The organism is Pseudoalteromonas sp. SG43-1 (assembly GCF_014164415.1).
Lineage (GTDB): Bacteria > Pseudomonadota > Gammaproteobacteria > Enterobacterales > Alteromonadaceae > Pseudoalteromonas > Pseudoalteromonas distincta.
The window spans coordinates 84,459-105,574 of the sequence record NZ_JACJFD010000014.1 but is presented as its reverse complement, the minus strand read 5'-3'; the positions used below and the strand labels follow the sequence as shown (position 1 = coordinate 105,574).

Genomic DNA, 21,116 nt, shown 5'->3' with positions numbered 1-21,116 from the left:
CATCGACATCAAGAGGCGAGGGTAACTGGTTCCAGTGCAGGATCATCTACCAATTATTAGCAGGTGAATAACTAGTAATAATGAATTAAATAGTAGCGATACCAATTATATGTGGGTGATTAGCTCAGTTGGGAGAGCATCGCCCTTACAAGGCGAGGGTCACTGGTTCAAGTCCAGTATCACCCACCACATATAAATACCATTAAACTACTTCTCTAGTAATAACTCTTCCTTCTCATATTAAACACATTTACAAACTTTATAAAAACTCAATATATAAATCGCATTTAATAAAGAGCATCCCCACTCTTTACAAATAATGGCGAGGGTCACTGGTATCAAGCCAAGTAATCACCCACCACATATAAATACCATCAGACAACTTCTCTAGTAATAACTTTTTCCCATATTAAATACGTTTAACTCCTCTTTTTACCTTAAATACATTTCATATTTTTATTAAAATCTAAATTACCATATCAAAGCACTCATCAAATATAGCGTTTCCATTTTACTTATTTAGTTTTTAATTATGCTATTCGGCTCAGTACTTTCGAAGTTAGATAAACGTATTAGACAAAGTTAAGTACCTAATAAATACAGCTATCATTTAAATTCCCTTGTAAGGAGTTAAACTGTTGATTATAGTCTGTGTTAAATACAATTACGCTTAAGCCAATGCCAACTAAGATCTATTCAAAAGCCAAAATACTTATAGTAGAGGAGCAGCCACTTGCTCAAAGCTATATGAAACAATCGTTAGAAAGGCTTGGCTTTCGGCAGTTGCGCTTTGCTGATCATGCAAACTCTGCAAAAGAGCAGTGTTTAAGTGAAGAATTTGATCTAATAGTTTGCTCATTCAACTTAAACAAACACCAAGATGGCTACCAGCTTTATGAAGAGCTACGTGTAAAGCAGCTCATAAAAAGTTCGACTGGCTTTATTTTTATCTCAGCAGAAACAAGTGGCTCACTCGTTCATAGTGTTCTTGAGCTGCAGCCAGATGACTTTTTAGTTAAGCCTTTTACAGTACAAGAGCTTAAAACACGCATTGAACGAATCTTAAAGCGTAAACACGACTTACAAACAGTGTATTCATTAATTGATGATGGTAACGATTCAAAAGCTATTAAATTTATTGATACCGCTCTGGATAAAAAAAATAATAATTACAGTCCTATCCTACTTCGCTTAAAAGGCGATGCCCTACTTCGCTTAAAGCGTGCTCAAGATGCAAAAGACTTTTTTAAGTCTGTTCTCGATATTCAAAAATTTGCTTGGGCAAAAGTAGGTTTAGTAGAGGCACTTATAGCGAATAACGAACATATTTTGGCGCAGCGAATGCTCAAGACAATGTTAGAGCGCCAAGAAACTCGTTTAGTAGCCCTTGATTTGTTGGGCAGATTAGAAATAAAGCTAAATCAGTTTGAACTAGCACAAAGCTTTTTAAGTCAAGCAGCAGACATTGCACCGCGAAACATCACACGCCAAAAATCGTTAAGTAATGTGTCGCTAATTAATCACGACTACGAAAAAAGCTATTTAACTCAAAAAGATATAGCCACCTTTGCAAAGCACTCAATACACGACCACCCCGATGTATATTTAAATGCAGCACGTGCCGGTATCGACTTTGCGTTAACGACTGATCAAACTGATCAAATTCAACGAATTTCTAGACAAACAAATCAGTACATTAATGATTTAAAAAAACAGTTTCCTAATAATGCAAATCAAGCTCAAATTGATGTACTTAATGCACGACTTCATTACTTAAAAGACGAGCATCAAAAAGCGAAAAAGCTAATTGAGCAGCTTGATGACGACGATACTCATATCCGATCGGTTGATGGAGCACTTGATAAAGCAAAAGCATTTCATGAACTGGGGTTTCATCAGAAGGCGCAAACCTTATTCACACAAATAATTAGCCACTGTGAAAGACACCCTGCAGTTAGCGACACAACTTACTTGCGTTATATTCAGCAGCAACAAAGTGAGCGACGCGATATTAAAATGGGTCCAAAAGAGCTTAATAACCATGCCGTTAATCAATTTAATAAAGGGCAGTTAAATACTGCGCTGGAAGCTTTTACGCAAGCATTTAGAGTAATGCCTCGCAATCAGAGTATTGCACTTAATTTATTACAGTGCCTATTTGATTCAACCAAGCAATCTGGCAGCTCATTTAATATGGATCTTGCTAGAAGATGCTACGCCCTTCTTGATAAAACTAAATTACAAGCAGATCAGACGCAGCGTTTAGATAAGATTTTACATATAGCAAAAGAAATGAATTTAGATATTCAAAGCGCTAGTAAATAAAATATTAGATCTTTTTCATTGCTGCGGCATTAACGCAATAACGTAAACCTGTTGGTAATGGGCCATCTGGAAAAATATGGCCTAAGTGCGAATCGCATACGTTACAAACCACCTCTATGCGCTCCATACCATGACTTGTATCGTTTACATAACCAATCGCTTCAATTGTTGCAGGTTGCGTAAATGACGGCCAACCAGTGCCACTATCAAACTTTTCATCGGCATCAAACAATAGATTATCACAGCAAATACACACATACTTGCCAGGTTCGAGTAATGTACAACTACCCGAGCTATCTGGGCGCTCTGTTCCCTTCTTACGTGTTACGTAATATTCATCTTCTGATAGTTGCATCCGCCACTGCTCGTCAGTTTTGACTACTTTTTTACTTGGGGTAGGATTGCCGTTGGTGGCAAAGTTAATAACATCATTCCACTTCAACATAATAGCCTCATTGAATAGTTGATTAACCGTACTTAATAAATTTATAAGAAGTACGGTTAATTATTACGTTATTTAATACACTAAAGATCAGCTAAAGAGTGTTGACCGTTTAAAACTAAAACTCGTTCAATTTTAAAGGTAATCTCCTCAGCTAAAGGTAATATTTTGTTTTTCTGAGTCGGTAAGTATTCGTTTAATAAAACTATCTAGCTCTGCTTTTTTTACAGGTAAACTAACACTCATTTGGCGCTCGTTATTACTGTAAATAATTAGCTCATCATCCTTTGTTGTTATGCGTTCAATACTCTCAATAACTAACCAATTTGGACCATGCTTTTTATCAAAAAATCCCATCAAACTAAAAAGTAGTAAATGTTGGGCATCTCGCTGAATAAAATCCTCTAGCCTATTTCTTGATTTAAATAAGGGCGTTAGCCTATAAACGCTTGAGCAAAAAACAAATACCCACAACCCAAATAGCGCTTTAAACCACATAGACTCTAAAAGCTCAGTGCTAATCATTAAAATAATAAGCACTAACCCTATTAACGATATAGCTATCGCTATTTTTTTATTTACAGCGTCCACAACTAATCCCTTTTAAGTCGCTTTTTTTCTTCTGATGCTTTTTCTGTCGGCTCAGGCCAATCATTAAAAAAAACGGTTAAATAACGGCTTTTCACCAAATACCACAATACCCATAAAACAATCATCATTTGTACTGCTAAAAATGATGAAAATCGATAATGGCTATGCGCTGCCTGAATACTTAACCATGTTAAATCAACAACAGCACATAAAATAAGAGGCCAGCGCATATGTCGCCATATTTTTGCTAACTTATCGCTCGCACTGTGTGAATCTCGTGGTCTGCGTAAACAAAATAAAATAGTCGGTATTATTGCAATACTTCCAATTGCTATTGCGATAAAAAAATCATTTTTATTTTTAAAAAATAACGACATTAAATCCAGTTCAGGCCTGCGGCTTAAAGCCGCAATCACCCAAATAAAATAGCCACGTAAAAGCACCAGCAAACTTAAATGAAATGCTATAGGTGTACGGTAACTTCCGTACTTATCCCAGTATTCTGGCCCATATCGGCTCATTGTCGCTTTCCTAGCCATTATGCTTTTTAAGCAGCTCAATTAATTCATCTTCCGTGAGTATGTCGATACCTAAATCTTGCGCTTTAGTTAGTTTTGAACCTGCTTTTTCACCTGCGACTAACGCATCAGTTTTCGCTGATACGCTACCAGATACTTTAGCACCTAATTGCTGCAAGCGAGCTTTAGCATCATTGCGGTTAAGTGTATTAAGCGTGCCAGTAAGTACATATGTAAGTCCTGCGAGTGGTTGCTCTTCCTCAGAAGGCGCACTCAACGCTGGCCAGTTTACGCCTTGCTCTATAAGCGCATTAACAACTGCTAAATTATGCTCTTCATCAAAAAAGCCACGAACATGCGTTGCAACTATTTCGCCTACATCACTTACCTGCGTTAAACTATCAATGCTGGCATTTATTATATTTTCAAGGGTAAGGAAGTGATTAGCTAAATTTTGTGCTGTTGCCTCACCTGCTTCGCGAATACCTAATGAATATAAAAACTTAGCAAGCGTAGTGCCTTTCGCCTCTTCAAGGGCTGTTACTAAATTTTTGGCTGACTTAGGTCCCATGCGTTCAAGTGACTCAAAATGTCCTTGTTTTAAAATAAACAAATCAGCGGGTGTTTTTATAAGCTCTCTGTCTACCAGCTGATCAACAATTTTATCGCCAAGGCCGTCTATATCCAGCGCTTTGCGTGACGCAAAGTGTTTAATTGCTTGTTTGCGTTGTGCAGGACATACAAGCCCACCCGTACAACGAGCGACAGCTTCGCCTTCAACCTTTTCAACATGAGAGTCACAAATAGGACAAGTTACTGGAAATTCGATATCGCTGGCATCATCAGGGCGGCGCTCAAGTACAACTTGCGTTATTTGTGGGATTACATCTCCTGCGCGGCGAATAATAACTGTATCGCCTACTTTTACGCCTAAACGTGCAACTTCATCACTGTTATGAAGCGTTGCATTTGATACGGTAACGCCACCCACAAAAACAGGCTTCAAACGTGCAACCGGTGTAATGGCGCCAGTACGACCGACTTGAAAATCAACATCAAGTAGTTGGGTTATTTCCTCTTGCGCCGGAAATTTATACGCAATAGCCCAGCGGGGAGCTCGTGCCACAAAGCCTAAACGCTCTTGTAAGGCCTTTTGGTTTATTTTTATTACTACGCCATCAATTTCATATTTAAGCTCGCCACGGCGCGTTAAAATATCGCTGTAGTACTCAAGCGCGGCTTTAGGACCTTCAACTAATTTTGTTTCTGGGCACAGTGGCAACCCCCAGTCAGTTAACTTTTCTAATTGCTGATAGTGATCCTCAGGAATACTGCCATCAGCTACAAGCCCGGTACTATAGGCATAAAACATGAGCGGGCGTTTAGCTGTAATTTTAGAATCGAGTTGACGCAAACTCCCCGCGGCTGCATTACGCGGGTTAACAAATACTTTTTCACCGCGTTTTTGCGCTTCAGTATTTAATTTATCAAAGCCAGCGCTGTCCATAAATACTTCGCCGCGCACTTCAAGCTCTTTTGGGTAATCACCACGTAACTTAAGCGGTACATTACGAATGGTTTTAACATTTTGAGTAATGTTTTCACCGGTAAAACCATCACCTCGCGTAGCCGCTTGTACAAGCACACCATCACGATAAATAATTGATACGGCTAATCCATCAAGTTTTGGCTCACAACAAAAAGTAAGCTCATCAGTACTCATTAAGCGCTCTTTTATACGACGATTAAACGCAGTGAATTCTTCTTCACTAAACGCGTTATCAAGCGATAACATGGGTACTTGGTGCGCTACTTGCTCAAATTTACTCAGTGCGGCACCGCCTACTTTTTGTGTCGGAGAGTCGGCGGTTAAAAATTCAGGGTGCTGCATCTCTAGTGCGCTTAATTCGCGTAATAACCTATCGTATTCAGAATCAGGAATACTGGGGGTGTCGAGCACATAATAGTTATAGTTGTGTTGCTCTAATGTAGTACGAAGATGATTAATTTGCTCACTAATGCTGCTAGACATTTAAACCTCAATAAACATAAAAAAAGCCACTTTGACGATTCACCGTCCAGTGGCTTATAAAAATATAATGTATGCGTTATTTACGCTGAAAAAGAACGAACCTGTTCAACATATTGCCTGATGCGATCTACTGTCATTTCATTTCGCTCAGCATCTAAAATTTGTGCACCAAATTCATCCGCTAACTTTTTAGCTGCGCTGTGCAACATATTAAATGCCGCTAGACCATCGCCGTCGCACGGTAACGTCATAAATAAGCTTACCCCAGCGGTACTAAACTGTTCCATATTATCAATATCAAACGTACCTGGGTTATACATATTTACTAATCTAAATAAAACAGGGCCTTGGCCAGCCGGATCTAAGTGGCGATTAAAAAAGCCTTCCTCAGAATATTTAAAACCTAAAGTATTAACTGCTGGTAATAGTTTACTGCCCTGCATACTAAGCTCTTCTGGCATTTGAATATGCACAATAACAAAGTCAGACATTTGAGCAGGCGCTTCTTCAGCACTTTGATCTTTTGTTTCAAGATCATCAACTATTTCTAGGTCGTCTTCAATTGGTGTTTCTGGCACGCTTGTATCAATTTGCGGCTCATTTGCATCAAAGTTAAGCTCGCCAAATTGTGGCTCATCACGTTCGTCTTGCATTGGCTCTTTTGGCTCAGCCTCAGTACGAAACGGTTTAGATGAAGCTGGTGTGCTTTGTTGTAATGGCTCAACCCGTTCATTATCCGATACTTCTGGGCGGTCTTTTTTTCTAACTGACCACAATCCATGTATTAATAAACCACCAATGACAATTACACTGATAACGATTAAAACCCATCTTAATTGTTCGGCCATCCCCTCACCTTTTATTATTTGATATGCCTAAAACCTGTATATTAATGAAAAACTAATACACTTGTTATAAAAATTTATGCGTGTGCAAGTTGCACAGCTTGCTCTATATCTACAGCAACCATACGCGATACGCCAGGTTCTGCCATAGTAACACCTGTTAATCTACCTGCCATTTCCATCGCAATTTTATTATGACTAATATAAATAAACTGCACTGATTGTGACATTTCTTCAACCAAACGGCAAAAACGCACAACGTTGGCATCATCTAATGGTGCATCTACTTCGTCCAGCATACAGAAAGGAGCTGGATTGAGCCTGAATATAGAAAACACTAATGATAATGCGGTCAGCGCTTTTTCTCCACCACTTAACAAATGAATTGTTGAATTTTTCTTACCCGGTGGTCGTGCCATTATACTAACACCACTTTCGAGTAAATCGTCACTGGTTAATTCTAAATACGCGCTTCCACCACCAAAAACTTTAGGAAATAGCTCAGCAAAGTCTTCGTTAACTTGATCGAACGTCGCTTTAAAGCGTGTTTTGGTCTCACTATCAATTTTACGAATTGCACCTTCAAGGGTGCTTAACGCTTTTGTTAAATCATCTAATTGATTATCAAGATAATCACTACGTGCTTTGGCTAAATCAAATTCTTCTATTGCCGCTAAGTTTACTGCACCTAATTGATCTAACTGATTAGTAAATCCTGTTAACTGATTTTGTGCTGCACTTAAATTTAATGAATCTGGTAATTCATCAAGTATTGCTTTTAAGCTTTGTTTCAACTCTTCTAATGGCTCAAGCGCAACTTGCGCTTTTATTACTAAGCTTTGCTCTTCAATTGTTAGCTTTTGGTGCTGCTCTTGCAAGCCCACCAGCTCACCTTGTGAATTTTTAAGGCTTATTTGCTTAGTGTTTAAGCTCTCTTTGGCCTGAGCTAATTCTTTTTGTAGCAATACTAATGCCTGCTCACCTTTTTGATGCTGTGCTAAGAGCTGCGTAATTTTATCGCTAAGTTCTTGCTCTGGTATCAGCAGCTCTTCTATTTCATTTAGTAGTTCTTGCGCACCTTCTGATGCACTAACGTGCTCTTGCTCCGCATGGCTCAATTTGGTTTGGCTTAACTGCCATTCACTGCGTGCCTTTTGCTCTGAGAGCGTTGCCTTATGTGCTTGTGTTTTATATTGCTCAAGCATGCTTAATGCTTCGCTATAACTTTTATCACTTTGTGAGCGCAAGCTATTTGCAGCGTCTACTTCATCCGCTAAGTTAAGTTGCTGCTCATTTAACACTTCAAATTGCGCTACTTGCTCATCAAGCACGGTATTTAATTGTAAAAGCGCAGTGGTGAATTGCTGTTTTTGTTGCTGTAGCTTTTCTAGTTGTAACTTAAATTGTGCTACTTGCTGTTTGAGCATATCGCTGCGCGTACTGGCTACTGCTATATTTTGCGCAAGCTCATGTATGGCTTCTTTTAGCTCGCTTTGCTCGTTAACTAACTTTATTTGCTCAGCTGTATGTACGTCACGCGTGTGTGTTACTTGTTGTAACTCGTCCTCGGCATTATTTAACTGCTGAGCTTTATCTTGCAATTGCTTATGCTTTAAAAGTAATGAGTTTTCTGCATTACATTCGGCACTTACATGCCAGTTACGACCATATAAAGCACCGTTTTTATCCATAATGGCTGTATAAAAACTATCTTTTAGTATTTCTAAATCACCGCTTTCACTATAAGCAATACGTGCTAAATGCTCTGGATAAACACCGCTTGTTATATATGTAGCTAAGCTATTTGTTGGCATGCTTTTATCACTATTTGGCCACACACTGTTATCAGCTTGCTGCTCACTTACATTTAAATGCTCTAAAGATTTAAGTGCTTGCTCTATTAGAAGCTCAAAGCCTTCTTTAACACCTAGCTGATTAAACAAACCATTAGTACGTTCACTTTTCTCATCAAGCCCTAATGTACTTTTAAGCCCCGTTATACTGGCTTTTAACTCGTTTATTGTTTGAGTGAGCGTCGAATATTGTTTTTGTGAGTTATTAACAAGCTCATTTTGCACTTCAAGCTTAGCAGTGCACTTCGTATGTGCTGTTTGTTTAGCGGCAAGTTCTTGAGTTAAGGTTTGTGTTTGCTGTGTTTGCTGTATTAACTGCTGCTCTACATCACTACTTTGTAGCTCACTAAGCTGAACAGTTAACTGATCAATTTGCTCGTTAACGTGGCTTATTTGCTGCTGAGTTTGTTTAATGTGACTACTATGTAGTTGCACGTTATTATTAAGCTGTTGCTGTTGCTCACACAAAGCTTGCCAATGAGTATGGTGGCGCTGATTAAGTGCTAATAATTCCTCAAGTTCATGCGTTAACCCACTAACTTGCTCTTCACATATTAAGGCGTTTTCATTTGCCTCTTGCAGGGCTTCATTAAGTTGCTCGCACACAATTTGCTGCTGCGATTTTACCTCAGCACTTTGAATTTGGCGTTGCTGTAATTTAATTAAACTTTGTTTAAGCGTTTGGGTTTGCTGCTTTACATTGATTTGTTGTTGCTCAGCGCGAGTAAGCTCGGTGTGTATTACATGTTGCTGATGCTGTGCATCGCTTAGTTTATCTTGCTGGGCTTGTACTTGCCCCTCTAGGCTTGCAAGTACATCGTCATGCCCTGAGTTAGCGGTTTTAAAAAACAAAATTTGATCATTAAGTTTTTTAATTTGGGCACTTTTTTCAAGTTGCTGCTGATGTAACTTTTGCCATTTTAAAACGGCAATTTGGCCTTTTAGCGTACGTTCTTGTACTTTTAATTCGCGGTATTTTTTTGCATCAACCGACTGCACAGCCAATTTATCGAGCTGGCTTTGTAATTCTTTACGCACATCTAACAAACGTTCAAGGTTTTCGCGAGTGCTCTTTATACGAGTTTGTGTTTCACGGCGACGCTCTTTGTATTTAGAAACGCCAGCGGCTTCTTCTAAAAATACGCGCAGCTCTTGTGGTTTACTTTCTATTAAGCGCGAGATCATCCCTTGCTCAATAATTGCGTAACTACGTGGACCAAGACCGGTGCCTAAAAATATATCGGTAATATCACGCTTACGGCATTTACTGCCATTTAAAAAATACAGTGACTGTCCGTCGCGCGTTACTAAACGCTTAATAGCAATTTGGTTTCGATCGGCAAATGTGTTTGAAGGACTTCCTTTATCGTTATCAAAAACAAGCTCTACAGAGGCTTGTGATATGGCTTTTCGATTAGTTGAGCCATTAAAAATAACGTCGGTCATGGCGTCGCCACGCAGGTTTTTAGCAGAGCTTTCACCTAGCACCCATCGTACTGCATCAATAACGTTAGATTTGCCACAGCCATTGGGGCCAACAACACACGTCATTTGATCAGGAAATGGAATTTTAGTGGGCTCTACAAAGGATTTAAAGCCCGCTAATTTAATAGTGCTTAAGCGCATCTTATTGTTATTACCGATTATTATTGTTATTGATTACAAACAATTTAACTCATTAACAGTTAAATTGTTAAGCTTGTCGTTTAAAATTATCTAAAATAATACCGGTCGCCATTGCAACATTAAGCGATTCTGCACCACCAAAAGCGGGGATGGTGATTTTATTAGTTACTAATTTTGCACATGTCTCGCGTATTCCATGCGACTCACTGCCCATTAGTAAAACGCCTGAGCCCGTAAATTGGGTTTTATGCACGCTTTGCCCATCTAAAAAAGCACCGTAAACAGGTAAATTTAAAGACTGTAGGTAATCAGGTAAATCTATTTGGCTTACCGATACCCTTACAAATGAGCCCATCGTGGCGCTAATTGTTTTTGGGTTGTAAGCGTCTGCGCTGTCGGTGCTAGTTACTATTTGTTTAATACCGTACCAGTCTGCCACTCTTATTATTGTGCCTAAATTACCAGGGTCTGATACGCCATCAAGTGCGAGTATTAAGCCACTTGCTTGTGGTAAAGCTGCCTTTGGCATATCAACAATAGCAATGGCTGCATTATTGCTAACTAGCGTGCTGGCTTTGGTGAGGACTTCTTCATCAGCTTCAATAAAATTAGCGTGCTGATACTTACCTTGGTACGCATTTATAAATTCGTTTGTAGCAAAAATATTAACCACACTTAATGGGCTGTTTAATAACTCAAGTACGTTTTTCTCACCCTGTACAAGGTATTGATTATATTGCTTTCGGTACTTTTTTTGGCCAAGTTGGCGAATAAGTTTGAGTTGGTTTTTTGAAATCATAACAGCCCCATAAAATTATCCAGCAAGTATAACAGATTTCGCTATAACATCTGAACTCGAAAAGCAGCGAATGGGGCTAATTTATCTTACTCGCACTTCTTTCAAAGGTCAGATTAATGCGAATAAACATACCTTTTATTGCTTCTAATTGATTTGAATCGTCAACCGTCTGAGCCAATTCCCCATAAAGATTATCTGACGCTTGCTTAAACTTATTATTAAATTTGCCCTTGGTTGCCAACATAAATGCATCGGCTAATGTACGCTGCCACTCATTTAAATACTTTAGCTTTGTATTACCAGCCAAATTTTCACAAATTGAGTTTAATCGAACCGACGCATGCCCTAAATTTAGAGCGGTTAGAGCAAGATCAGTAATTACGCGTGAGTGTGAACCTTGATCGTAATTAGTTAGGCGAATTAACCTATCGGCCATGCGGCGGTTATACCAAATACTTGGGGTTGGATGGTTATTTATTTCGAGTAAATCTTTATAAGTGGCCTTAAAAACACGATGAACAAGCAATTGCACACTCGGGCCTGTGAATAACTGAAAAATCCAAAATAAAATACTCACCCCCGCAAAAATTGCCATGGCAGAGCTAAGTGTGTAATCGATTGAAAACGCAAGGCTCATATCGGTACTGGGTCTTACCAAAATCGTAAATGGGATACAAAACCCCAAGCCATATGGCAATGTTTGTTGATCAGCTAGCAGCAGTAAACCCAGAAAATAAGGCCCTGCTAATACAAGTAGCAATATTTCTAATTGCCCACCACTTTGTGATAATAAATTGAGTGCGTAAAAAATAGTTACAATAGCAGCAACCACCACGCCTACCAATAAACGCTTTATTACCACCTGTAAAATAGCTAACGGTATTCTCGCCAACATTATCGAAAATATGACCGGTAAAATCATAATTAATAATGCAGCAGAAGAGCCTGTATTAATCCAAATAAATGCGCCGATAGAAAACACCAAAGCAGTTCTAAATCCAACAATTATGCCAGCTAATGGGTCGCGATATGTAAGCATACTGGGTGCATTTAATAATGTTTTATCACGCTCTTCTAACGCTCTGTATGCGCGTAGTAAAATTGTTAAGTCGGCTGCTACTTCTAAGCTCACATTGAGCATGTGAGATTCAAATGGCGAATCACACACCGTATTTGCTCTATAGTCGGTTAGCTCTTTACGCAGCGTTTTAACTTGTTCGGCGCAGTAATCAAAATCGTCAGACTCTTTAATTTGCGCAAATACGTGCTTAAGTTTACTTATTAATTTATCTAAAGTAGGTGTAATAAGGTCTTCGTGGTTTCGCTGTAGACGGCCAATTATTTGAATTAAGGCCAATAAAGAAAGTACTTTTTGCGACAACTGATTTGCAGCACGCGAGCGCCCTGGACCTTTTGGTCCTTCGTACCTTACTGCGCTGGAATCTTCGTTTATTGATCCCAATGTTGCCATAATGCCATCTATTTGCTGATGACGGTTTTCGTGCGAGCCCTTAGAATCAAGCTCAATAACTAAATAATGTAACGTTTGATTTATAACCGACCGCGCTTGTGTTTGCAGTAAATGTTTAACCTTTACAGGCCAAAATAGATGACTCACAAGCCCAGCACATACAGAGCCTATTATTATTTCGCTTACTCGCGCTTGTGCAATATCAAATATACTTTGGCTGCTCACCATTGCCGGAGTAACCATGACTAAAAGTACAATAATGGCGGCTGTTACACCGGCCATAGCAAACGCATACACAAAGTTTGCTTGGCGTACCATTGCCGATAACGCAGAGTTCACCCCCAACCATAATGCCAGTGCACCGAGCGCTAAATAAGGGTAGAGAATTAACTGAGTTAAAAGCAATATGCCAAATAAACCGCCCACTATGGTGCCTATTATTTGGCAAATTGCTTTTTCAATAACCAATCCGCTTTGCGGGCGTAATTGCAAAAATATAGCCGAGACTAACGCCCAATAAGGCCTTTCAAGATTAAGCGACATAGCAATAGTGAGCGCCATCACCATGGCTATAACGCCCTTAGTCGCAAAAATAATTGCCTGTTTTTTAGGAAAAAACAAATTTTGTAATACTACGCCCACTGTATTCCCCTTAACGTGTAGCGAGATGTATAGTGGCGGTCATTCCTGCGCTAAGCTGTGTATTTTCGGGCAATGAATCTAACTTAATATCAACAGGTATACGCTGTGATAAACGTACCCAATTAAATGTTTGTTGTACTTGCGGTAAAAGTTGTCCGTTACTTTGTGTATTCGTATTTGCAATGGCTTTACCTACACTCACTACATGCCCTGTTAATTGCTTACCACCGCTTAGAAGCGCTATTTTAGCTTTTTGATCAGGATAAATAAGCGGTATTTTACTCTCTTCAAAGTAACCCGTTACATAAAACGAATCTGACTGAACAATAGCAAAAACAGGCGTGCCTTGAGCTACATAGTTGCCTTGGCGTAAATTTAAATTAATTATTTGTCCTGATGCAGGCGCAACAATTTTAGTTCTATCAACATTTAACTGCGCAATTGTTTGCTCTGTCTTGGCTAAGTTATAATTTGCTTCAGAAATTTTAGTATTAATACGAGTTGATTCTAGAGTTTCTTCACTAATTGCCTGTTGAGTGTTTAGCTCAACACGTCTTTCGTATTTGTGCTTGGCAAGCTCCCATGTATACAATGCGTTTTCTGTGTTTGCTTTACTTTTATCAAGCGCTGCTTGATAACGCTTTTTATCAACATTAAAAAGTACTTCGCCTTTTTGTACGTTTTGACCATCTTTAATATTTAAAGCAGTTACCCAACCCGACACGTCTGGAGCAACCGTGACAATATCGGCTCGAATACGCCCGTCACGCGTCCAAGGAGTATGCATGTAGTCAGTCCATACCCAACGCCCAGCAAAAACGGCGGCTATAACAACCAAGATAGTAAAAGTAATACGCAGATATTTAATCATTCAATTTATCTTCCACTTAGTAATACCAACCCGCAATAATAATTGAGTAATTTGAGGGCTTAAACCTGACGCTAACTGTGTTAAAAATTTCTGATATAGAACAACTAAATAACGAAATTTTTGCCTTGTTATCGACACGGTTTTCTTGCCTCAAAATAGCTCAATTAATTAAACAGATTGGTATAAATAGACGGCGAGTGCCAAGTAACAAACAAATAGTGACACCTCAAACCAAGCCACTTTCCAAATACGGTCATGCCAATCTAGTCGATGCAAAGCAAAACGAGTCAACGCCGTTAAAATAAATGCAATTGGGAAGTAAACAATCAGCGGGCTAAACTCTAATCCCCCTAACACGACTGCTTGGAACATAATAAATATCCTAATGTTATTTAAAGCGGTGATAAAAGCTGTAAAACCTAAATAAATTTACATCTGCACTACTCTTACAATCTATTATTTTGGCATATAAATCAATTAGCTTAATTGTACGTAGGTGTGCTTAATACATAATTAATGCCATTACATTTAAGCAGCACTAAGTATGTATAGTAGCTAAATCGCATATTAAAAAGCTAAAGACCCCAGTTACCAGCCAAATACATAAACCAGCGAGGTTTATTTATAAAAAAGTATTAGAGTATTTAACTCAATACTTAAAACGCCTATTTATAGCTGTTTGCAGAAGGGTTGGATAATTATAAACATTGAGTTTTGCACTAAAAATGGGTAAATTAACAAAAAAACAACATGGATATAATTTAATGGAATCAATACACCCTACCCCATCTGAAACAACCCCACCAATAAATGAACCTGCCGAACCAATTTTTAGCGGAAAAGTGCAATTTAGTGGTAAAGGTGGTGAGTTTTTTGGAATTTGGATTGTAAATATATTACTTAGCGTTATTACGCTTGGCATATACTCAGCGTGGGCTAAAGTACGTACGCATCGCTATTTTTACGGCCACACACGTATAGATGGTCATAGCTTTGACTACTTAGCAACACCAATACAAATTTTAAAAGGCCGGATTTTAGCGGTTGTTGTATTTTTTATTTACACATTCTCAATTAGCTTTATGCCTATTTTAGGGCTGTTTATTGCTCTTGGTTTTATCTTTTTAATGCCATGGATTATTAACCAAGGTTTACGTTTTAATCTGCGTATGACCCGCCATCGTAATGTTCGCTTTGCTTTTAAAGGCAGTTATAGCGAAGCCTTTGTTAACTTTATACTTTTACCTATTGCAAGCATATTTACGCTTTACTTATTAATGCCTTACGTTATAAAACGTATTGATAGCTATATACATAGCAATATTAGTTACGGTGACAAACAGCTTACTGTAAATCTAAAAGGCGAGACCTATTACCTCACAGCGCTTATTTGCTTTGTAGTGAGCTCTATCACCATGGTGGTATTTATGGGGATTTTAGGATTATTTGGCCTCAACTTAGTAGATATTGAAAACCAACAAAATTTAGAAAACTCTGCAGCTATGGTTATGCTTCCTATCTTTATGATGATTGCCTATGTGCTAATGATTGCCATTGTTTCTGCTGTATGGCACGCCGCTATTAGAAATCACATTTTTGATAACAGCCATTTTGAAGGCGTTGCTACATTTAAATCAGAGCTGAAACCAATTCCTTTCGCTGTTTTACTATTAACTAATATGTTGGCTATTGTATTTTCTTTAGGGCTTGCATACCCATGGACAAAAGTACGTACATCAAAAATGCTCGCTGATGTAACTAACGTCACTATCTATCCTGGTGCATTAAACCTGATCGATACCGTGCAAGAACAGCAATCATCATTTGCTGAAGAAGCTGCAAACGTATTTGATATTGACCTTTCTCTAACTTAAGAGCTCACTATGCATGTAAAGGGACATTTTTTCCCCATCGCATCGAGTAACTATCAAGTGTGTGTTGCCACTCTTAGCGACACACACATTGACGTTATTAACGATGAACACGTTTTAGCTCGCCACGCAATCTCAACTCTTAAATTAAGCTCGGGGATGGCAGGACTTGCCGACGAACTAAACTTTGAAGATGGCAGTCGTTTTATACCTCAAGATGTAAGTTACAGATGGCCATTTAAAGAAAATAACCATCACATAATGAAGCGCCTTGAAAAAAGTAAATGGGCAATTTTAGCCGCAGTCATATTTACACCACTTTTTATGTGGTTAGTACTTTATAAAGCGGTACCGGCCATTGCTGTTTATAGTGTTGATACCCTGCCACGTAATGTTGTGGAACAGATGGGGGAGCAAAGTTTTACACTAATTAAAAAGATTGCGCTTGACCCAAGTGAGCTGCCCGCAGAGCAGCAAACTAAAGTACAAGCACATTTTACAAGTATGCTTAATGCGTTATCGCTTGATCAATCGGTTTATAGGTTATCGTTTTATAAATCAGACAGCTTTGGTGCTAATGCGTTTGCACTACCCCATGGCCGTATCGTGGTAACCGATGATTTAGCAAATTTACTTGCCGATAAACCCAATGCACTAAAAGCGGTATTGCTACACGAAATGGGCCATGTAGTCCACCAGCATAGCGTACGTATTACAGCACAATCTGCCGCAAGTACTATTGTGTTAGCGGTTGTATTTGGTGATTTAGAGGGAGTTGCAGAGGTTGCGTTAGGTACGGGTGCATCGTTTGCTCAGCAAGGGTTTTCACGAGATATGGAGCGTGAGGCCGATAGCTTTGCACTCACCCAATTAGAATCGCTTGGGTATTCGAGTAATGACTTTGCTGATGCAATAGAAGCGCTGCAAGAAAGCCATACCAGCGAAAACGAACACCTAGAAAAAGTAAATGACTTTTTAGAGTACTTGTCTAGCCACCCAAGTGCACAAGAGCGTATTGACAATGCTAGGAAATAATCGCGGTTATATTCAACTTGCTCGCTACATATTGAGTTTAAGTTGGATATATCACGGCTTTTTCCCAAAGCTTTATCACGTAGCACCACTTGAAAAATTAATGACTGGCAGTGCTGGTTTTTCAGCCGAAGTGTCTGATTTAATTACACGTTCGGCGGGTGTTGGCGAAATTATATTTGGCTTGTGTTTATTTGTGTTTTATAAACATAAGCATTTGGTAGCTTTAAATATATTGGCGCTTATGGGGCTTTTACTTGCTGTAGTTGTAATGCAGCCACAATTGCTTATTGAAGCATTTAACCCTGTAACTACTAACCTGCCGCTTATTGGGCTAAGCGTTATTTGGTTAAAAGAAATTAAGCAGTTGAATAATCGATATCTCTAAATAAAAAAGGGTATGCAAATGCATACCCTTTTTTGTAGTACAAAATTTATAAAATTAGTACTTATTTTTATGCGTCCACAAATGCAGTAATTCGCTCGCAATGGTCGCTGCAGCAATTGCGGTAAGCTCACTTTGGTCGTACGAAGGTGATACTTCTACCACATCCATACCCACCATGTTTATGCCTTTTAGCGCACGCAGTACTTTAAGTACTTTATCTGACGTTAAACCACCACACACAGGAGTGCCTGTACCAGGCGCAAACGCAGGGTCTAAACAATCTATATCAAACGTTAAGTAAACAGGTAGGTCACCTACTCGCTCAAGTATTTGCGCTGCAATATCATTAGCATGTAAATCGTTGGCTTGCATTGCATCAATCACAGCAAACTCATGTTTACTTTGATCAAAGTCGGTACGGATACCTATTTGTATACTGTGCTCAACATCAATCAGCCCTTCCATTGGTGCATGATAAAACATAGTGCCGTGATCAAATCGCGAGCCATTGCTATAGGTATCGGTGTGCGCATCAAAATGCACTAACGCCATTTTGCCGTGTATTTTTGCATGAGCACGCAATAGCGGAAGCGTTACAAAGTGATCGCCCCCTAAACCTAATAGTGTTTTACCTTGGCGAAGTATTTGATCAGCAGCCATTTCTAGTTGCGCAGTAAAATACTCAGGATCGCCGACAGGGTAAGTAAAGTCCCCTGCGTCTGCCACTTTTAAGCGCTCAAACAGCGGGAAAGTCCACGGGTATTTAGTGTCTTCCCATGCTAAATGAACCGATGCACGACGAATTGCATCAGGGCCTAAGCGCGCACCAGGGCGGCCCGAGGTCGCTAAATCAAATGGTAAGCCTAAAACCACTACGTCTGCATCAATTGCATTAATGTTTTGCACCATAGGACGGCGTAAAAACGTCATCCCATTTGAGTACAATGAGTGATCTGCGTGACCAAACAAAGTTGACATTGCTTATAACTCTTCTAAATAAGTGTAGCCATCAAGGCCGCTTTGCAACTCGTCTAAAACGCTTTGCTGTTCGTGTTTTTCAATTTTAGTGCTTACTAACTGCTCGTATGATTGCTGAAAACTTTCAACATCTAAATGTACATAGCGCATCATATCGGCAACAGTGTCACCCTGGTTTATCTCGGTAATACTTGCAACGCCTTGCTCATCCATATTAACAATTGCGCTGTGCGTATCGCCAAACAAGTTATGCATGTCACCTAAAATTTCTTGATAAGCACCCACCAAGAAAAAGCCCATTAAATAAGGTTTATCAGCACTAAACTCTGGCACTGGTAGTGTGCTTTCAATACCTTGTCCATCTACGTAATGCTCAAGTGCGCCGTCTGAATCACAGGTTATATCAAGTAATACGGCACGTTTTTTTGGCGCTTCAGTTAAGCCACTTAATGGCAATACCGGAAACACTTGATCAATGCCCCATGCATCTGGAAGCGATTGAAATAATGAGAAGTTTACAAAAAACTTATCGGCTAAACGTACGTTTAACTCGTCAATAATAGGACGATGAAAACGGTTTTTATTATCCATGTGCTTGTTGAGTTCATAACAAATACGGATATTAATTTGTTCAGCCCATGCACGTTGCGATAAATCAAGTAACCCGAGTGCAAATTGGTTATGCGCTTCAGCTAAATCACCTTGGCTGTCGTGATAAATCTCAATTAATGCACGGTCATCCGTTAAATCAGTTAACTGTACAAACGATGCCCACATGTTTTTTAATAACAGGGGTGCATCTGCCGCTGGTGCTACTAACTCTTCTGGCGTGTAACTTTCAGTACCAATAACATTAGAAATAAGCACAGCATGATGCGCCGTAAGCGCACGACCCGACTCAGAAATAATAGTCGGCATTGGTTGCTCATATTGCTTACATGTATCACCAATGGTGTACACAATGTTATTCGCATATTCAGCTAAACTGTAATTCATAGAGTTATGCGACTGGCTACGCGTGCCGTCGTAATCAACAGCTAAACCACCGCCTACATCAAGACAATCAATTTCTGCGCCTAATTTTCGTAGCTCACAGTAAAAACGCGCAGCTTCGCTTACACCTAAACGTACGTCACGAATGTTCGCCATTTGTGACCCTAAGTGAAAATGCACAAGCTGCAATAAATCAAGCTGGTTTGCGCCTTTTAAACGATTAACTACATGTAAAACTTGCGATGCAGATAAACCAAATTTTGATTTTTCGCCGCCACTCGCTTGCCACTTACCTTTACCTTGCGACGCTAAACGTACACGAATACCAATGCGTGGTTTTACGTTAAGCTCTTTTGCTTGGCTAAGGACCATGTCTAGCTCAGAAAGCTTTTCAAGTACGATATACACTTTATGACCTAGCTTTTCGCCAATAAGTGCTAAACGTACGTATTCTTTATCTTTGTAGCCATTACATACAATAACAGCGCTGGTTTTTTCAGCCAGTGCTAGTACCGTTAGTAATTCAGGCTTGCTGCCGGCTTCTAAACCAAGTTGCTTTTTTTCTACTTGTGCTTGGCTTGCTACTATTTCTTCAACCACTTCACGTTGTTGGTTTACTTTTATTGGGTAAACTAATAGGTAGTCTTTAGGGTAACCATAGTTTTCAATCGCAGTATTAAATGCGCCGCATAAGCTGTGTACACGATGGTGTAAAATTTGCGGAAAACGAACTAAAGCAGGTAAGCTTAAACCTTTATCTTGTAGTTGCTTTGCGATATCTGTTAGTGCAATGGTTTGCTCTGGGGCATGAGCCTTGGGCGCAACATACACATCACCTTGATCATTAATACCAAAAAAACCTTGGCTCCAATGACGAACATTGTAGCTCGTACGAGCTTGTTCTAGTGATGTTGTCTCTTTCATTTATCTTTCTCTTTTATTTAATTAATGCCGGCTCGGCTAGTGCCGCGCATTAAAAGAAAAATAGAGATTCAAGTCCAACAAGTATTTTTGCTCGTAACGAGTGATTTTTGATGTTAAAAAAATAACCAAACAACTATTGCCCGCTAGCATATATAAAATAGGACTTTGATGATTTTTAAAGATAAGAAAAGTTGTAAAAAATGGCTGTTTTTAAATGACTCATTATAAATTTTATTAGCAAAAATGAATTAGCTCATTCAATAAAATTCATCTTGAGTTACTTTGTTTATAAAATTTACTTTTGATGGATTAGAGCAAGGCGTTCTCAACACCTCAATTACTTACAGTTTAGCCAACGTGTTGTGGCCAAGTAATACCTATGTATTCTGCAAAGTGAATAAAAACTGCACGTCAAAAACGCTTAGCATACATCCACCAGCTTCAATCATTACTTGGCGCATACGTAGCGTTAGGTATTGCCTGTGGTATTGAAAGTGGGAAATTGCAGTAGTGTATAGGCAAATTCGATTAATTGAGTATAAGCTAGCTATGCACTTTTTGGGGCGAACATAATTATTGCCATACCTAGCAGTGCAACTAGACCACCGATAATATCCCACATAGTAAGCTTTACGCCATCAACAACCCATAACCATAATAGCGCAACGCAAATATATACGCCGCCATAAGCTGCATACACACGCCCGGCAGCAGTAGGATGTAAAGAGAGCAACCATGCAAATAGTGCCAAACTTAACGCTGCAGGAATTAAAAGTAAAATGCTTTTATCTTGTTTTAGCCAAAGGTAGGGCAAATAGCACCCCACTATTTCAGCTAAGGCTGTAATAATAAAAAGTGCGATTGTTTTTAATTCAAACATAATGCTCCGCGCAAAAATAACAAGCATAACAATCT

At 39.2% G+C, this 21,116-nt stretch carries 17 protein-coding genes and 1 tRNA gene; 5 read left to right on the top strand and 13 right to left on the bottom strand.

Annotated features, from left to right (window positions below):
* The first annotated feature begins 113 nt into the window (after positions 1-113).
* Positions 114-189, top strand: a tRNA-Val gene (locus H5159_RS11520).
* A gap of 489 nt (positions 190-678) precedes the next feature.
* Positions 679-2,325 (top strand): tetratricopeptide repeat-containing response regulator, encoded by a 1,647-nt coding sequence (locus H5159_RS11515; protein ID WP_033020645.1) that lies wholly within the window; start codon positions 679-681, stop codon positions 2,323-2,325.
* Positions 2,326-2,329: 4 nt separating this feature from the next.
* On the opposite strand, the gene msrB is transcribed toward H5159_RS11515, so the two are convergent.
* From msrB to H5159_RS11465, 10 genes are all read right to left on the bottom strand, one after another.
* Entirely contained in the window at positions 2,330-2,770 is a 441-nt protein-coding gene (gene msrB, locus H5159_RS11510; protein ID WP_024605441.1) for a peptide-methionine (R)-S-oxide reductase MsrB, read from the bottom strand.
* 147 nt (positions 2,771-2,917) lie between these two features.
* Positions 2,918-3,358 carry a hypothetical protein gene (locus H5159_RS11505; RefSeq protein WP_138489371.1) on the bottom strand — a complete coding sequence of 147 codons (441 nt, stop codon included), beginning with the start codon at positions 3,356-3,358 and terminating at the stop codon, positions 2,918-2,920.
* 2 nt (positions 3,359-3,360) lie between these two features.
* Entirely contained in the window at positions 3,361-3,879 is a 519-nt protein-coding gene (locus tag H5159_RS11500; RefSeq protein ID WP_182712209.1) for a DUF2919 domain-containing protein, read from the bottom strand.
* A gap of 10 nt (positions 3,880-3,889) precedes the next feature.
* Positions 3,890-5,908: an NAD-dependent DNA ligase LigA gene (gene ligA / locus H5159_RS11495; RefSeq protein ID WP_182733427.1), complete on the bottom strand. Its 2,019-nt coding sequence runs from the start codon at positions 5,906-5,908 to the stop codon at positions 3,890-3,892.
* Between the two features lie 80 nt (positions 5,909-5,988).
* Complete coding sequence (zipA, locus tag H5159_RS11490) at positions 5,989-6,756, bottom strand: cell division protein ZipA (RefSeq protein WP_182780312.1); 768 nt, start codon at positions 6,754-6,756, stop codon at positions 5,989-5,991.
* A 74-nt stretch (positions 6,757-6,830) separates the two neighbouring features.
* A complete protein-coding gene (locus H5159_RS11485) occupies positions 6,831-10,232 on the bottom strand; it encodes a chromosome segregation SMC family protein (RefSeq protein ID WP_182780311.1) in 3,402 nt (1,133 codons plus the stop codon).
* Between the two features lie 67 nt (positions 10,233-10,299).
* Positions 10,300-11,031: an RNA methyltransferase gene (locus H5159_RS11480; protein ID WP_182780310.1), complete on the bottom strand. Its 732-nt coding sequence runs from the start codon at positions 11,029-11,031 to the stop codon at positions 10,300-10,302.
* A 76-nt stretch (positions 11,032-11,107) separates the two neighbouring features.
* Positions 11,108-13,144, bottom strand: a complete 2,037-nt coding sequence (locus H5159_RS11475; RefSeq protein WP_182695306.1) for an FUSC family protein — start codon at positions 13,142-13,144, stop codon at positions 11,108-11,110.
* Between the two features lie 10 nt (positions 13,145-13,154).
* Positions 13,155-14,015 carry an HlyD family secretion protein gene (locus H5159_RS11470; RefSeq protein ID WP_182780309.1) on the bottom strand — a complete coding sequence of 287 codons (861 nt, stop codon included), beginning with the start codon at positions 14,013-14,015 and terminating at the stop codon, positions 13,155-13,157.
* A 168-nt stretch (positions 14,016-14,183) separates the two neighbouring features.
* Positions 14,184-14,387 carry a DUF1656 domain-containing protein gene (locus tag H5159_RS11465; RefSeq protein ID WP_024605434.1) on the bottom strand — a complete coding sequence of 68 codons (204 nt, stop codon included), beginning with the start codon at positions 14,385-14,387 and terminating at the stop codon, positions 14,184-14,186.
* 392 nt (positions 14,388-14,779) lie between these two features.
* Between H5159_RS11465 and H5159_RS11460 the strand changes: the two genes are divergently transcribed.
* From H5159_RS11460 to H5159_RS11450, 3 genes are read left to right on the top strand one after another with little or no spacing between them, the layout of a single operon-like run.
* Entirely contained in the window at positions 14,780-15,889 is a 1,110-nt protein-coding gene (locus H5159_RS11460; protein WP_182780308.1) for a YjgN family protein, read from the top strand.
* 9 nt (positions 15,890-15,898) lie between these two features.
* The gene (locus tag H5159_RS11455; protein WP_182780307.1) at positions 15,899-16,921 is read left to right on the top strand and encodes a M48 family metallopeptidase; all 1,023 of its coding nucleotides are present in this window, start codon (positions 15,899-15,901) and stop codon (positions 16,919-16,921) included.
* Complete coding sequence (locus H5159_RS11450; protein WP_182780306.1) at positions 16,908-17,306, top strand: DoxX-like family protein; 399 nt, start codon at positions 16,908-16,910, stop codon at positions 17,304-17,306. Before H5159_RS11455 ends, H5159_RS11450 begins: the two co-directional genes overlap by 14 nt.
* Before the next feature lie 54 nt (positions 17,307-17,360).
* Here H5159_RS11450 and speB read toward each other — a convergent pair whose 3' ends face one another.
* The 3 genes from speB to H5159_RS11435 all read right to left on the bottom strand — a co-directional run bounded on the left by speB (position 17,361) and on the right by H5159_RS11435 (position 21,081).
* Complete coding sequence (gene speB, locus H5159_RS11445) at positions 17,361-18,284, bottom strand: agmatinase (protein ID WP_024597470.1); 924 nt, start codon at positions 18,282-18,284, stop codon at positions 17,361-17,363.
* A gap of 3 nt (positions 18,285-18,287) precedes the next feature.
* Complete coding sequence (speA, locus tag H5159_RS11440) at positions 18,288-20,201, bottom strand: biosynthetic arginine decarboxylase (RefSeq protein WP_002958572.1); 1,914 nt, start codon at positions 20,199-20,201, stop codon at positions 18,288-18,290.
* A 547-nt stretch (positions 20,202-20,748) separates the two neighbouring features.
* Complete coding sequence (locus tag H5159_RS11435; RefSeq protein WP_002958571.1) at positions 20,749-21,081, bottom strand: YnfA family protein; 333 nt, start codon at positions 21,079-21,081, stop codon at positions 20,749-20,751.
* Positions 21,082-21,116: the final 35 nt, after the last annotated feature.